The organism is Paenibacillus diazotrophicus (assembly GCF_042610465.1).
Map to the genome: position 1 here is coordinate 266,032 of NZ_JBGJZN010000004.1, position 13,677 is coordinate 279,708.

Annotated in this window: 12 protein-coding genes; 6 read left to right on the forward strand and 6 right to left on the reverse strand. The window is 51.9% G+C overall.

Translation table 11 applies throughout. The features are described 5' to 3' along the window. The first annotated feature begins 39 nt into the window (after nt 1-39). Nucleotides 40-2,322, forward strand: coding sequence for a heavy metal translocating P-type ATPase (locus tag ACAN54_RS18060; protein ID WP_379158190.1), 2,283 nt, complete (start codon nt 40-42; stop codon nt 2,320-2,322). 122 nt (nt 2,323-2,444) lie between these two features. Here the strand turns inward: ACAN54_RS18060 and ACAN54_RS18065 are convergent, their stop codons facing one another. The 3 genes from ACAN54_RS18065 to ACAN54_RS18075 form a co-directional block, all read right to left on the reverse strand. Then, the gene (locus tag ACAN54_RS18065; protein WP_379158193.1) at nt 2,445-3,407 is read right to left on the reverse strand and encodes an L-lactate dehydrogenase; all 963 of its coding nucleotides are present in this window, start codon (nt 3,405-3,407) and stop codon (nt 2,445-2,447) included. Nucleotides 3,408-3,731: 324 nt separating this feature from the next. After that, entirely contained in the window at nt 3,732-4,238 is a 507-nt protein-coding gene (locus ACAN54_RS18070) for a CcdC family protein (RefSeq protein WP_379158195.1), read from the reverse strand. A 211-nt stretch (nt 4,239-4,449) separates the two neighbouring features. Beyond that, entirely contained in the window at nt 4,450-4,710 is a 261-nt protein-coding gene (locus ACAN54_RS18075; RefSeq protein ID WP_379158198.1) for a GlsB/YeaQ/YmgE family stress response membrane protein, read from the reverse strand. A gap of 271 nt (nt 4,711-4,981) precedes the next feature. Between ACAN54_RS18075 and ACAN54_RS18080 the strand changes: the two genes are divergently transcribed. Beyond that, nucleotides 4,982-6,031 carry a lactonase family protein gene (locus tag ACAN54_RS18080; protein WP_379158201.1) on the forward strand — a complete coding sequence of 350 codons (1,050 nt, stop codon included), beginning with the start codon at nt 4,982-4,984 and terminating at the stop codon, nt 6,029-6,031. Nucleotides 6,032-6,125: 94 nt separating this feature from the next. Here the strand turns inward: ACAN54_RS18080 and ACAN54_RS18085 are convergent, their stop codons facing one another. Then, nucleotides 6,126-8,441: an alpha/beta hydrolase family protein gene (locus tag ACAN54_RS18085; RefSeq protein WP_379158204.1), complete on the reverse strand. Its 2,316-nt coding sequence runs from the start codon at nt 8,439-8,441 to the stop codon at nt 6,126-6,128. 433 nt (nt 8,442-8,874) lie between these two features. On the opposite strand from ACAN54_RS18085, the gene ACAN54_RS18090 reads away from it, so the two are divergent. From ACAN54_RS18090 to ACAN54_RS18105, 4 genes are all read left to right on the forward strand, one after another. Continuing rightward, nucleotides 8,875-9,999 (forward strand): sulfate ABC transporter substrate-binding protein, encoded by a 1,125-nt coding sequence (locus tag ACAN54_RS18090; protein WP_379158207.1) that lies wholly within the window; start codon nt 8,875-8,877, stop codon nt 9,997-9,999. 29 nt (nt 10,000-10,028) lie between these two features. After that, on the forward strand, nt 10,029-10,880 hold the full coding sequence (gene cysT, locus ACAN54_RS18095; protein ID WP_379158210.1) for a sulfate ABC transporter permease subunit CysT: 852 nt from the start codon (nt 10,029-10,031) through the stop codon (nt 10,878-10,880). Nucleotides 10,881-11,096: 216 nt separating this feature from the next. Beyond that, the gene (gene cysW / locus ACAN54_RS18100; RefSeq protein WP_379158214.1) at nt 11,097-11,960 is read left to right on the forward strand and encodes a sulfate ABC transporter permease subunit CysW; all 864 of its coding nucleotides are present in this window, start codon (nt 11,097-11,099) and stop codon (nt 11,958-11,960) included. A gap of 99 nt (nt 11,961-12,059) precedes the next feature. Beyond that, nucleotides 12,060-12,281 carry a YezD family protein gene (locus ACAN54_RS18105; protein WP_379158217.1) on the forward strand — a complete coding sequence of 74 codons (222 nt, stop codon included), beginning with the start codon at nt 12,060-12,062 and terminating at the stop codon, nt 12,279-12,281. A gap of 129 nt (nt 12,282-12,410) precedes the next feature. Here ACAN54_RS18105 and ACAN54_RS18110 read toward each other — a convergent pair whose 3' ends face one another. Together ACAN54_RS18110 and ACAN54_RS18115 are read right to left on the reverse strand one after the other, a co-directional pair. Continuing rightward, nucleotides 12,411-13,031 (reverse strand): sensor domain-containing protein, encoded by a 621-nt coding sequence (locus tag ACAN54_RS18110; RefSeq protein WP_379158220.1) that lies wholly within the window; start codon nt 13,029-13,031, stop codon nt 12,411-12,413. Nucleotides 13,032-13,260: 229 nt separating this feature from the next. Continuing rightward, nucleotides 13,261-13,569, reverse strand: coding sequence for a hypothetical protein (locus tag ACAN54_RS18115; protein ID WP_379158223.1), 309 nt, complete (start codon nt 13,567-13,569; stop codon nt 13,261-13,263). Nucleotides 13,570-13,677: the final 108 nt, after the last annotated feature.

Consider the following 13,677-nt stretch of genomic DNA (forward strand, 5'->3'; position numbering starts at 1 on the left):
AATACTCATATATAGGTTTGACTAAGGGAGATGAGTCATTTGAATGCGGTTCAGGGAAATGTAAGACAACAGTGGATGCTGGAAGGATTGGATTGTGCCAATTGCGCCATGAAAATTGAAAATAAGGTCAAGAAAATTGAGGGAGTCGCGTCCTGCTCAGTGAATTTTGCCATGAAGCTGATGACGCTGGAAACCGCAGTGGCCGATGCCGAAGCCGTATCCGCCGAAGCCCGGCGGACAGTTCACACACTAGAGCCACACGTGAAAATCAAGGAAGTGAAGGCAGCAGGCGTGGGTAGAAAGCCGAAGCCCGGCGGCAGTCTGGAGCAGGAAAAGAGTACCTCCCACACTCATAACGCTATGACTACCCACGGGCATAGTCATGAAGCGCATGCACAAGGTGATGCCAACAGCCATGAAGCCCATGCTCAAGGTGATGCCCATGGCCATAGCCATGAACATGGCGAAGGCGGAACCCGTTCTATCCTGCTGCGGCTGGGGGCTGGAGCCATTCTTGGAGCAGCAGGAATGTTCCTGCCGGTCAGCGGAATCACGGAGTTGCTGATTTTTCTGGCTGCTTATCTGGTTGTCGGAGGCGAAGTCGTCTGGTCTGCTGCCCGGAACATCGTCCGGGGTCAGGTCTTCGACGAGAATTTCCTGATGGCACTGGCAACGATAGGGGCATTCGCGATTGGAGAATACCCGGAAGGCGTGGCTGTTATGCTGTTCTATCAGGTGGGCGAGCTCTTCCAGGGTCTTGCTGTCAACCGTTCCCGACGCTCGATTACGGCGCTGATGGATATCCGCCCGGAGTTCGCATATTTGAAGGAAGGCGGAGGTCTAAGACGTGTTGCTCCCGAAGAAGTGGGGATTGGCGACCATATTGTAGTCAAACCTGGCGAGAAAGTACCGCTGGATGGAATGATCCTGGAGGGCAGCGCTATGATGGATACCTCAGCGCTGACGGGGGAATCGGTACCGCGCTCAGCTGAACCGGGCAGCAAGGTGCTGAGTGGTTTTATTAACCGCAATGGTGTGGTTACGATTGAGGTGACGGCTAACTTCGGAGAATCGGCTGTCTCCAAGATTCTGGAGCTGGTGCAGAATGCCTCCAACAATAAGGCGAAAACCGAGAATTTTATCACCAAATTTGCCAGAGGCTATACCCCTGTTGTGGTTATTACGGCACTGCTGCTGGCCATCATCCCTCCGCTCGTGCTGAACGGGGCTACCTTCTCCGATTGGATCTACCGGGCACTCGTATTTCTGGTCATCTCTTGTCCTTGTGCGCTTGTCGTCTCGATCCCGCTCGGCTTCTTCGGCGGTATTGGCGCAGCGTCCAAAAGCGGTATTCTCGTCAAGGGCAGCAACTTCCTGGAGGCCTTGAACGATGTGAACATTGTTGTGTTTGATAAGACGGGAACACTCACCAAAGGGGAGTTCAAGGTGACTGGAGTATACCCTTCCGAAGGAGTGGAGAAGGATGAACTGCTGCGGATAGCCGCTTATGCTGAGAGCCACTCCAGCCATCCGATTGCGGAATCCATCCGGTTAGCTTATGGTGAAGAGATCCCCGGTGAGGACATAGCAGACTACAATGAAATATCGGGTCACGGTATTGCCGTTACGGTAGAGGGCAGGGCGGTACTGGCGGGTAATGTGCGGCTGATGGAGCGTGAGGGCATTGTCAGCCGGACACAGGAAGCGCCCGGAACAGTGGTCCATATCGCTGTAGATAAGCAGTATGCGGGTTATCTGGTGATTGCCGATGAAGTGAAAGAAGATTCGCTTCAAGCCATTCAGGCCCTTGGACAGCTTGGAATTCATAGAACTGTGATGTTGACGGGTGATGCTTCAAGTGTTGCCGAAGCGGTAGGCCGGCAGCTGGGCATAGGGGAGATTCACGCTGAGCTGCTGCCCCAGCACAAGGTCGAGGCCATTGAGAAGCTGGAGCGGGAAAAATCACTGCGTGACAAAATTATTTTTGTAGGCGATGGAATTAATGATACTCCGGTGCTGGCCAGAGCAGATGTAGGTATTGCCATGGGCGGACTGGGATCAGACGCAGCGATTGAAGCGGCGGATATTGTAATTATGACTGACGAACCTTCAAAGATTGCAACAGCGATCAGCATTGCCAAGCGTACACGGGCCATTGTCTGGCAGAATATTATTTTTGCCCTTGCGGTGAAGGCGCTGTTCCTGCTGCTGGGCGCATTTGGGATCGCTACGATGTGGGAAGCCGTCTTCTCGGATGTGGGTGTGACTGTGCTTGCGGTTCTGAACAGTGTACGGGCTCTGCAGGTTCCCAAAGCGGGATAACCCTCTTTTGAACACATTCTTTTCTCGTCCGGGAGGTTCAATCTTTACAAATAAAAACACCCCTCAATTCCGCACACGGCCGTGTGTAGAATCGAGGGGTGTTTTACTTCGTGGGGAGCAGATTACACCTTTTCCTCCAGGTTCAGGCTCTCTATGCCGCGGCGGATAATATTGCAGGAAGCCTCCAGCTTCATGGATTCCTCCGGGCTAAGGTTCAGTTCAAGCAGCTCCTGTATGCCGCCGCTGCCAATAATCGCCGGGGCTCCGGCACATACGCCGGTTTGGCCGTATTCTCCGTCCAATATGGCTGAGACGGCAATGATCTTATGCTCATCATTCAGGATGGAGCGGGTGATGTAGGCCAGTGCACTGCCGATACCAAAATGCGTGGAGCCCTTGCGCGTGAAGATCTCCCAGCCGGCATCCTTGGTCTTGCGGGCGATATCTTCCAGATCCAAAGTGCTGAACCGTTCCCGGTGCTGCTCCATGATCTGCAGAATCGGTTTGCCGCCGATCGTTACATGGGACCAGGCGACGAATTGGGATTCGCCATGTTCACCAAGTGCATAACCGTTGACACTGCGGGGGTCGATGGTGAATACCTCAGACAGCAGCGTCTTCAGGCGCGAAGAGTCGATAGAGGTACCAGTGCCGATAATTCTGTGGCGCGGCAGTCCGGATATTTTCCATACCATATAGGTGACAATATCCACAGGATTAGCAGCAACTACGAAGATGCCATCGAAGCCGCCAGCCATAATTTCCGTAATAATTTCTTTGGTAATCACAGCCGCAGCATCTAGAACATCAAGTCTGCTCTGTCCCGGCTTGGGATTGGCGCCCGCTGTCAGAATGACAACGTCCATTGCGGCACAATCGCTGGAGGTGCCGGCGTATACCTTGGTGCGGGATCCGGTGAAATCCATGCAGTGCGAGAGGTCAAGTGCTTGTGCCATAGCGCGGTCATAGCTGCGGTCAATCATCATGATCTCGTCACATATCGCCTGATTGACCATAGAATAGGCACAACTGGAACCGACCATTCCTGAGCCGACGATCGCCACTTTTCTTGATTTACTTTTCAATTGCCTTGTCCCCGCTCTCTAAAAATGATATCTGCTTATATTCTAACTGATCTCTTCGCAAGTTACCTGACATCAGGATCAAAAAATGGGTTCCACTGTGTTCATAATCTGCCACAAATAACACATGAGGTTAGAAATTCCTGGGCTGACTACTGATATTATATGCAAACTAGTGGGAATGGGGAATGTAAGCTGACAGTGAATAGGTGAATTTTCTGGGTGGGTGCGGGCTCCTCATACAGCCGAGTAGCCCGGACAATATAAAGAAGCATTCCTGAGCCTGCCAAGCTCCCGAATGCTCCTTATATGCACTATGGACAGTGTTCAGCCCCGGGGCTGCGGGATGGGCGTTTCCGGTGGAGCCATCTGATTGTAGCGTTTGTACATGAAGAATCTCCAGTGGAGGATCATGCCGAAGGCCAGGATGAAGAAGAGTCCGCCTGACTGCGGAATGGATACATATTGATTGATGAATTCATGCAGCAGGGTCCGTACCAGCAGCAATCCCAGCAGAATGAACGCGAAGCTCTTGGAACGCTGGGCATAAATCTGGCCTCCCCGTTCTTCAAACCTGGTGCTGCGCATCAGCGGATAAGCAAATATAAACCATCCGATCAGAAAAGCAGCCGCCGCCCACCACCAAGGGAATCTGACTTCAGGTGCCACAAACATGGCAAAGCCCGTGGACATGCCGAGCGGCGGAATCCATATTTTGCGGATCGTCACGGGACGCGCGCTAGCCTTCAGGCGGATAACAATTACCATCAGTGCCATGAACAGAGCCCCCAGCGTGGAGCCGACATGCAGAAGTGAAGGGTTGATATTGCCCATAATTCACTTTCCTTTCTGTGATTTGTGTCACTTATTTTTCCATTATAGCAGAAAAAAGAAGGCAAAACATTGAACCCTTCTTGGCAGCAATCCGGCGATTTTCTACCCGTGCGGCAATGCGATAAGCCGCAAGAAACCCGCCAAGGAGGACCCTGGCGGGTTTCGGTTCCAGTCCTGCTAAGCAGGTTCTGGCTAATGTATCAGGCTAGCCTTAAGAACGGCTGCGTCCACCGACCGAACGGAGAATCAGACTGACGATAAAGATCAGAACGATTGCACCGATAAGCGAAGGGAAGACGTAGAAATCACTGATTCTAGGTCCCCAGCTTCCCAGCAGCATTCCGCCGAGCCATGAACCAAGAATACCGGCGATAATGTTACCGATAACACCGCCTGGAATATCTCTACCCATGATCAGACCAGCCAACCAACCAATTACGCCACCAACAATCAACATCCACAGAAAACTCATTATGCTTCAGCTCCTTTAAGTTTTGTTATCTTCGATGGTTACTATTAACCTCATGCCGGACGTTTAAACCATTGTAAAAATTTGTAGGCATCTTAATAACTAGTACTTCATTATGTCCTGAAATAGGCTGTTTAAACCGGGTGCGCTATTGGGTACATAAACATGTTATAGTGAAAAAAGTCCTGTATCTGGAGGTGTATTCTCCGGGGTGAAGGGTATATAAGAAGTAAGTTGAACTACGTGCCTATATACATTGGAGGGAGACGCTGCCATGCAACAGCCTAATGAAGTTCTATTCTATGCAGGAACCTACAATAGCGCCGATCAGGAAGCCATTATACTGGGGGCTTTGAACAAGGATACCGGGGAAATGAGGGTGATGAACAGCACCGGGGGTATCGAGAATCCTTCATATCTGGCTGTGAACGGTTCTGGAACTGTTCTATACGCTGTAAGTGAGAAGGATGACGGCGAGGTCTATGCATTTACGATTGAGCCAGGCAGTAGAGAACTGCACCTGCTGGGAAGCCGGCCGACGGATGGAGGCGCCCCATGTTATGTGTCGATCTCTCCGCAAGAGGATTACATATTTGTCTCCAATTATTCGGGAGGCAACGTCAACGTCTTTCCAGTGAATGGTGATGGCTCGCTTCAGGAGATGTCCGCGCAAGTGAAGCATGAAGGGTCGGGCATGCGCGAAGACCGGCAGGAAGCGCCGCATCCCCATTCGGTCATTCCTGACCGGACCGGGAGCCATGTGCTGGTGTGTGATCTGGGACTGGATCAGATTGTGTTCTACCGTGTGGAGGGCGGCAAGCTGGTGACTCACCGCGAAGTTCCGCTTCCGCCAGGCTCGGGTCCCCGTCATCTTGCTGTACATCCATCAGGACAATGGATCTACCTGATCAATGAGCTCAACAGTACAATTACTGTATTTGCTAACGATGAAACAACTGCTGATCTGAAAATTCTGCAGAACGTAAGTTCATTACCGGAGCATTACGCCGCCGGAAGCGACGATACGGCAGCGGACATCCATGTATCCCCATGCGGCCGCTTCCTGTATGCCTCTAACCGCGGGCATGACAGCATCGCCATGTTTAACATCGACGGAGCGACTGGATTGCTCGAACCGCAGGATTGGGTCACTTCCGGGGGCCGGACACCGCGCAATTTCGCTATTATTGGCGGGATGCTGCTCGCCGCGAACCAGAACAGTGATAATATCGTTTCGTTTAGAATTGATAAGGATACCGGAAGACTGATTCCTACCGGCAATGAGCTGGAGATTACGTCACCGGTCTGCCTGAAGCAGCTGTAAAATAGAAGTGCCTCCTATGCGGCCGGCTGCCGGCAGATAGGAGGCACTTTTTGGTGTGTTATGGATAGGTTCGGATTGATACATGTGTTCCTGCTTATTGTATAATGGCGGTTTGCTTCGAGCCTTCCATTCCATTTCCCTTATGGTAGAATCCGATATCATCCAGCATAATTCTGTCGCCTTCGCCTTGCAGATAAAAAGTGATTGTGCTCAGTTTATCTGGTTCAAGCCTCGGCTCTTTCTCGAGAAACCGTTCAAAAGGCAACTCGTAGGTCTGAAATACCGCTTCCGAAAGATCACCATATTTGCCGTCACTCATCCGCTCCTCCAGCCAGGGAAGGATCGTGAACCGGGTCTGGGGCAAGGGTAAAATGTCCATGAACTCATTCAGCGGGAGCCGGGCTGCCGTACCATTGCCGTCAGTCAGTTCCACTTCCACAGTGGGGGAGATTGCCGGTTCTTCCTTGCCCTTTGTCTTTACAATATCTGCATTGCGGTTAGCCATGGAGAACGTCAGCCCTGCGGCCTCAGTATCAGCAAGCCTGGCTACTATGCTGTCCTTCAGTTTAAGTCTGTAAAAGGCGGCCTCCCTGCCCTTTTCTTTATGTTCCAGCAGAAGGCCATAAGTGGCTTTACTCTTGGATTCCCGGTCCATAGCGGTCTCTTCGCTCCAGGCAAGCCCTACTGCTTCAGCAGTTCCTCCAGCGGCAGTGCCTTTAATGCGGTCTTCATCAAAGGTGGCTAGAGGAATATAATCCCCGCTCTGAAAACGGCTATAGTAGGCGGTGTCTGGAAGCCATTGCAATCCGCTGCGGTAATCGCGGAACAGGTTCTGGTAGACTTCCTCGCCATACAGGGTGGTCTCCAGAAAGGCTGTAACATACACCTTGGCGATTTGCCGCTGGGCTTCCCCGTCCATAATCTCCGTACGGTCCAGAAGCAGTCCTGCCGGAAGCGACTGGTCATACAGTCCCCAGCTGGTATTGAACTGGCTGTGATTGGCATCGGCGATGTACAGCGAGCTTTTGAATGAAGAAGCAGCTCCTGTAAATGAAGAACGGATATACTGTCTGTCTCCGTAAAAATCATGTACATCCCCGTCTCGTGCCCCCTGAAGGGTCAGATAGTTGACATCCACAAGACTGGCCTGTTCATCGTCAATCGTCTTGTCGGTAGGCGCTAGCGCAATGACTGAGGCTATGTGGAACTTGCCGGTGGCAGCATAGACCGGGTCGTTCTTGAACCAGCGTCCGGCATCAGCGGCCATGGCAACGGCTTGCCCGCCGCGGCTGTGTCCGAGCAGGGCGGTCCGGCTATAATCTACCTTTTGATAGAACGGGTTGCCGGGCTGCTCCGTGAAATCGCCAATCTGCTGCAGGTGCTTCAGGATCATCCAGGTACGTACCTTGAAGTCATTGTCCGGAATGCCCGACCAGGCGGAATAGTTCAGAAAGTTCTCATCCAGGGAAACGGCGATGAACCCCCGGCTGGCGAGTTGCTCACCCAAGTAGGCATAGCCGCCCTCCGAGTAGTCCTCCATCATGTGATTGCCATGCACCATCAGCACAAGCGGATAGAGTCCATCTCCATCAGGCATCCAGACCCGGGCATTTACAGGAAGTGCACTGTAGTCGAAACCCCAGAATAAGGTGCGCAGCCTGGGCCAGCTTTTAATGTAATCAGAGGCATCCACGGAGGATGTAATCAGCTCCGTTCCATTGCCATACTCGGTACGGTGCAGATCCTGGCCACTGGCATAGGTGAAGCTGTGGAAGGTATAGTTCCCCGGCACTCCTGGATTTTCTGCAAGGATGGGTGCCGGGCTTCCGGCAGAAGCAGTCATCCCGGAGACCTTATCATCCTTGCTCCCGACCGAGAGGGCGAGCGGGGATGCCAGCACGAGGGCCGCCAGCACTAGCCCGATGGTGAACCGCCGGCTGCGCAGGAATCCCAGTGCCAAACCTCCCAGCCCTCCGAGGAGAGTGGCGGTTACAGCTATGGCTGCTGCCGCTTCCAGCTCCAAATCCGCATAATAGAAGATTAGCAGGACGGCTCCCAAAGCGCTCAATAAAGAGCCCGTGTAAAGGCGCGGGATGCGCAGTCCTGTCAGGGCCAGCAGTGCAGCAAGAATGTTTCCTGCAAACCCTAAGACGAGGGTTGCAGCGGTAGTGGCAAGCATAATGTCAGCAGCGGTGCCGAGTCCGGTAGGAATGCCCAGGACAGCTGCTGTAAACGCCAAAAAACATATGACCCAAGGGCCGGTTAGCGCTGTTCTCCATAACTGTGTATCGTATCGGTACGTGTCCAGGATGCGCCTTGCTATCCCTCCCAGAATACGCCGGTGCAGTCGCGGCCGTTGCGGCGAGGGTGCGGGTATAGGTACAGGCACATACTCCAGATTCATTCCCATGATTGTCTCCCCCGGTATTTGCGGTAATGTCAGCTTATTTTTTGACCTTTAAGATGTAGCAATAATAGTACTTTACTGCTTCAATGACAAGTGGGTCTTACAGGAACAGCGGCCACTTGCTGCCGTCAGAACCGCCCCAAACCGACTTTACGCTATTATGAAAAAAAGATTTGACAGTAGGGGGAGCATTCAGTATTATGTTTTCATAACCTACTAAATGGGTAGGAATAATCGAATAAAGTTCTTACCGTACAGACGGAGGAATGCCCGCCAGTAGCTCGCAGACACGTGTCCACAGGACCGGTTTGACCTGCCATACGTGGGCCTTCCTCCGTCTATTTTTGCTGAAATGCAGGGGTCAGATTTACCGGAACTTCATGAGATAACACCAATAAAGAACGGCCAAGAGAAAAGCACAGGGGAGTGGCTTGTAATGAAGAAGACTGTACTGAAGAAAGGGATCAAGAAGGGACTTATCACCGGATTCACATTACTATTGACGGCAGGTCTGGCTGCTTGCGGCAACAATAATTCGAATAATGGAGCAGCCGCCCAGACAGATGCACCGGCAGCAAGCAATACGTCAGGAGCAGCTGAAGCTACCAAGGCGCCGGTCAAAGATCCGGTAGAGCTATTGAATGTATCTTACGACCCTACGCGTGAACTGTACGAGAGTTATAACAAAGCGTTCTCTGCCTATTGGGAGAAGGAAACCGGCCAGAAGGTTACGGTTAAACAATCGCATGGCGGTTCAGGAGCCCAAAGCCGGGCGGTGCAAGAGGGTCTGGAAGCGGACGTGGTTACCCTTGCCCTGGGCTACGACATTGACGCATTGAAGGAGAAAGGGCTGATCAAGGAAGGCTGGGAGAGTAAATTCGAACATAACAGCTCCCCATACACCTCGACCATTGTGTTTCTTGTACGCAAAGGCAATCCCAAAGGCATTAAAGACTGGCCGGATCTGCTAAAAGAAGGGGTTGAGGTTATTACCCCGAACCCCAAAACTTCCGGTGGCGCCCGCTGGAACTATCTTGCCGCCTGGGGCTATGCGTTTGACCACAATAATAATGATGAAGCCAAGGCGCAGGCATTTGTCCAGGAGCTGTTTAAGCATGTGCCTGTGCTGGATACTGGCGCGCGCGGGGCAACCACAACTTTTGTAGAGCGTGGAATCGGGGATGTGCTGATTGCCTGGGAGAATGAAGCCTACCTGTCGATTAAGGAGCTGGGCCCGGACAAATTCGAAATCGTTAACCCGTCTGAGAGCATTTTGGCTGAACCGCCGGTTGCGGTCGTAGACAAGGTTGTCGATAAAAGAGGCACCCGTGAAGTCGCAGAAGCCTATTTAAAATATCTGTACACCGAAGAAGGGCAAAAAATCGCGGCGGAGAATTACTACCGTCCAACCCTGGAAAGTGTGAAAGAAGAATACAAGGATAAATTCCCTGAGATCAAGCTGTTTACATTGGCAGACAAATTCGGAACCTGGAAAGAAACCCAGGAGAAGCATTTCAACGACGGCGGGATCTTCGACAAGATCTACGTGCCTGGAAGCTGATCGGCCCATATGCCGAAGGCAGGGAAGGGATGAAGGGAACAATGAATGTCACCACAACAGCTGCGGTACGGCGCAAAGTGCTGCCGGGCTTCGGACTAACGATGGGTTACAGCATACTGTATTTGAGTCTCGTCGTGCTGCTGCCGCTTTCGGCACTGCTGTTCAATTCAACAGGACTAAGCTGGGGGAAATTCTGGGGTATCGCTACAGACCCGAGGGTCCTGGCCTCTTTCCGGGTCAGCTTGAGTACTGCAGCAGCGGCAGCCTTGGCAGATGCCTTGTTAGGGTTGCTGCTGGCCTGGGTGCTGGTGCGATATGAGTTTCCAGGCAAACGGATCTTTGACGCCCTCATCGATCTGCCGTTTGCACTCCCGACAGCTGTAGCGGGTGTCTCTTTGACGGCGCTATATTCACAGAATGGCTGGATTGGTTCCCTGCTGGAACCGCTGGGGTTTAAGATTGCTTTTACCCCGCTCGGGATCACACTTGCACTGATGTTCATAGGCATTCCCTTTGTCGTCCGTACCGTACAGCCTGTGCTGGAGGACTTGGACCGGGATATGGAGGAGGCTTCGGCAACACTTGGAGCGGGGCGCTGGCGGACCTTCCGCAGCATCGTGCTCCCGGAGCTGTTTCCGCCGCTGCTTACCGGTTTTGCGCTCGCCTTTGCCCGGGGGATCGGGGAATATGGCTCCGTGGTATTCATCTCCGGTAATATGCCAATGCGCACGGAGATTGCCCCGCTGCTCATCATGTCCAAGCTGGAACAGTTCGATTATGCAGGGGCAACGGCAGTGGCGCTGCTGCTGCTGCTGATCTCGTTCCTGCTGCTGCTCGTGATCAACACCCTGCAGCGCTGGGCCCGTAAAACTTCGCGGTGAGGAGCGGAGCGTATGCTTTCGAAGTGATTTTTGTACGAAGTAAATCATAAGATGTCTATGCTCACAAAACTTGAGCGTATGCTTTCGAAGTGATTTTTGTACGCTGATTAATCATGGGAGTGATCCTAACAAAAATAAGCGTATGCTTTCGAAGTAGTTTTGTACGAAGTAAATCATAAGACGTCTATGCTCACAAAACTTTCAGGAGGTGACATCATGGCTGGTACTGTACCTATGGCTGCCCCGGGGGTGCAGCGGAGCGCAGCCTCCCCGGCAACAACGGAATCCTCCGCCGTGAAATGGGTGCTGGTCGCCGCGGCCGGACTCGTGCTGTTCTGGCTGATTGCCCTGCCGCTGATCGTGGTGCTGACAGAGGCGCTGACGCGGGGCTGGGATGTGTTTGCCGCAGCGCTGACCGATCCGGATGCTGCTTCCGCCCTGCGGCTGACGCTTCTGGTTGCAGTGATTACCGTACCGCTGAATACGCTGTTCGGAGTCATGGCAGCGTGGGCGGTGACCAAGTTCCGTTTTCGCGGCAAAGGGTTTCTGATTACACTGATTGACCTTCCCTTTGCTGTATCGCCGGTAATCGCCGGTCTGATCTTTGTGCTGGTATTCGGCTCGAACGGCTGGTTCGGTTCCTGGCTCAGCGCCCATGACATTAAGATTGTGTTCGCCCTCCCCGGCATTGTGCTGGCGACCCTCTTTGTCACCTTTCCTTTTGTGGCCCGCGAGCTGATTCCGCTAATGGAGGACCAGGGCACGCAGGAGGAGGAAGCGGCTATTACACTCGGGGCGCATGGCTGGCAGATTTTTTGGCGCGTGACCCTGCCGAATATCAAATGGGGGCTGCTGTACGGGATTATTCTCTGCAACGCGCGCGCGATGGGAGAGTTCGGTGCGGTATCTGTTGTCTCTGGGCACATTCGCGGTGAGACGAATACGCTGCCGCTGCATGTTGAAATTTTGTACAACGAATATCAGTTTTCAGCTTCCTTCGCTGTGGCCTCTCTGCTGCTGCTGCTGGCTTTGGTCACGATGATCGTAAAAAGCTGGCTCACACGCAAAAATGCACATTGACAGCCCTTTTAATTCCATGCTAAGTTAAATCATAGTAAATTGGTTGGTTATTAAGGAATTGGTGGAGAATCCCCTGTCCGGGGTAAGGGAGGCTGGAGAATGGCTAAGCCACTGAAAGTGGATGAGGTATGGCTTACGCGGATTGCGGAGCTTTTGGATGATATGGAATTCGGATCCCTGCACATTGTGGTACACGAAGGACAAATTGTACAGATGGAGCGGACAGAACGCAAACGTTTTGAGAACAGTACTGCCAATACACGTTATAGTGGAGAGGCCGGAAGCCGGCGGACCGATTCCCGTTCTGTGGGACGAGGATAGAAGCAAGAAGAATCAGGGTAAACATAAGAGGCAGCTATCAAAAAAGCGAAGGTCCATTCTGATAAATTCAGATAGATCTTCGTTTTTCTGCTGTCCATCTCTTTGCTTTTTTTGAAAAACAATAATGTATTATTTACTGGATACCGTGTGCACCCATGCGGCGTATAAACGCCCGAGCTTCCGGAAGATCAATGGTAGTATTAAGGCTAACACTAAGCCGATGCCGGCTGCTATCCAGGAGCGCTCGAAGGAAGACAAGTCTGAGAGAGAGAGAAACTGGTTGGAGCTAGACGGGAAAAGATCAAAGGAGAATAGTCGGTCACTCACCAAATAGGCCACAGGAGACAGTAGAACCCCAAATGCGGTAGCTGGCAGGACGACAGCCAATGTGAAACCGAGAATCCCGACGGGAAGCTGCATTATGCTATAGAGGAGTCCCCGGTATGTTTGGCCTTGACTAAGAAGAGTAAATAAAGACCTCCAACCCTCCGGGCGCATAGGTACTGAGTTGTTTATAGGTTCAGGCTGTTGACGATCTCCGTGAATCCAGCGATCCACCACTAATTCTTCTTGTACCATCATTCTACGGCACGCTGCAAGTGTCGCTGCCAGCAAGGGCAGCCCAACCCATAATATAATCAGCGGTAAGCTTACACATAGACCTGTAACCGCAATAACAAAGGCCATAATTCCTTTCGGAAGAGACTTCACAAGCATACTCCAGGTGTCCATAAAGCTTTGTTTTTTCATTTTATAACTCCCCCTTAGCGGTCTGTTCTCATTGTACTTGGAAATTGTTGTATGAACACTAACCCCAGGTCTGAAATTTCACCCGACTTTGGTCCAGTCATTGGATGCACTATATTCAATAAACGGAAAGGAAAAAGAATCCAGACCCGCATAAGGGGCCTGGACTACAATATGCCTTGAAATTTGTACACTTCATTCATGCGTAATCATCCATACTAGGGCTGCCGTTTTAGTAGCGGGGGCTACGCCGTGAAGCGGAGATGCCCTCAACAAGAAGAATAATTGCCGTAATAACGTGCATAATCCATCCGACCAAAGGGATCAAACCGACAACCGAGGTGATAATCCCGACCACGTTCCCAATAAACGGGCCACGCTCTTTCATTAACAATACTACGGCTACGACATGCAGCAAAAAGGCAACCCCCAGCGGCACCCAGGCATTTGCAACAACAAAAGCGCCTCCGATAATCGGCAGTGCCAGAAAAGCTTCATAAGCAAAAGTGCCCCATTTGAACAGTTTTCCTGTTGGAGTCATGATTACTTCACCCAACCTTTCAGTATAATATGATGAGAGTTTAATCCACATTTACCCATGAATATAGGTCTAGAATATTGCAGCTTACAAGAAGAACTTCCCTGAGTC

Excerpts from the sequence above, each read along its gene's own strand:
- ACAN54_RS18070 (WP_379158195.1), bottom strand. The coding sequence starts at position 4,238 with ATGGGCAATATCAACCCTTCACTTCTGCATGTCGGCTCCACGCTGGGG.
- ACAN54_RS18075 (WP_379158198.1), bottom strand. The coding sequence starts at position 4,710 with ATGAGTTTTCTGTGGATGTTGATTGTTGGTGGCGTAATTGGTTGGTTG.
- ACAN54_RS18080 (WP_379158201.1), top strand. The coding sequence starts at position 4,982 with ATGCAACAGCCTAATGAAGTTCTATTCTATGCAGGAACCTACAATAGC.
- ACAN54_RS18085 (WP_379158204.1), bottom strand. The coding sequence starts at position 8,441 with ATGGGAATGAATCTGGAGTATGTGCCTGTACCTATACCCGCACCCTCG.
- ACAN54_RS18090 (WP_379158207.1), top strand. The coding sequence starts at position 8,875 with ATGAAGAAGACTGTACTGAAGAAAGGGATCAAGAAGGGACTTATCACC.
- cysT (WP_379158210.1), top strand. The coding sequence starts at position 10,029 with ATGAAGGGAACAATGAATGTCACCACAACAGCTGCGGTACGGCGCAAA.
- cysW (WP_379158214.1), top strand. The coding sequence starts at position 11,097 with ATGGCTGGTACTGTACCTATGGCTGCCCCGGGGGTGCAGCGGAGCGCA.
- ACAN54_RS18105 (WP_379158217.1), top strand. The coding sequence starts at position 12,060 with ATGGCTAAGCCACTGAAAGTGGATGAGGTATGGCTTACGCGGATTGCG.
- ACAN54_RS18110 (WP_379158220.1), bottom strand. The coding sequence starts at position 13,031 with ATGAAAAAACAAAGCTTTATGGACACCTGGAGTATGCTTGTGAAGTCT.
- ACAN54_RS18115 (WP_379158223.1), bottom strand. The coding sequence starts at position 13,569 with ATGACTCCAACAGGAAAACTGTTCAAATGGGGCACTTTTGCTTATGAA.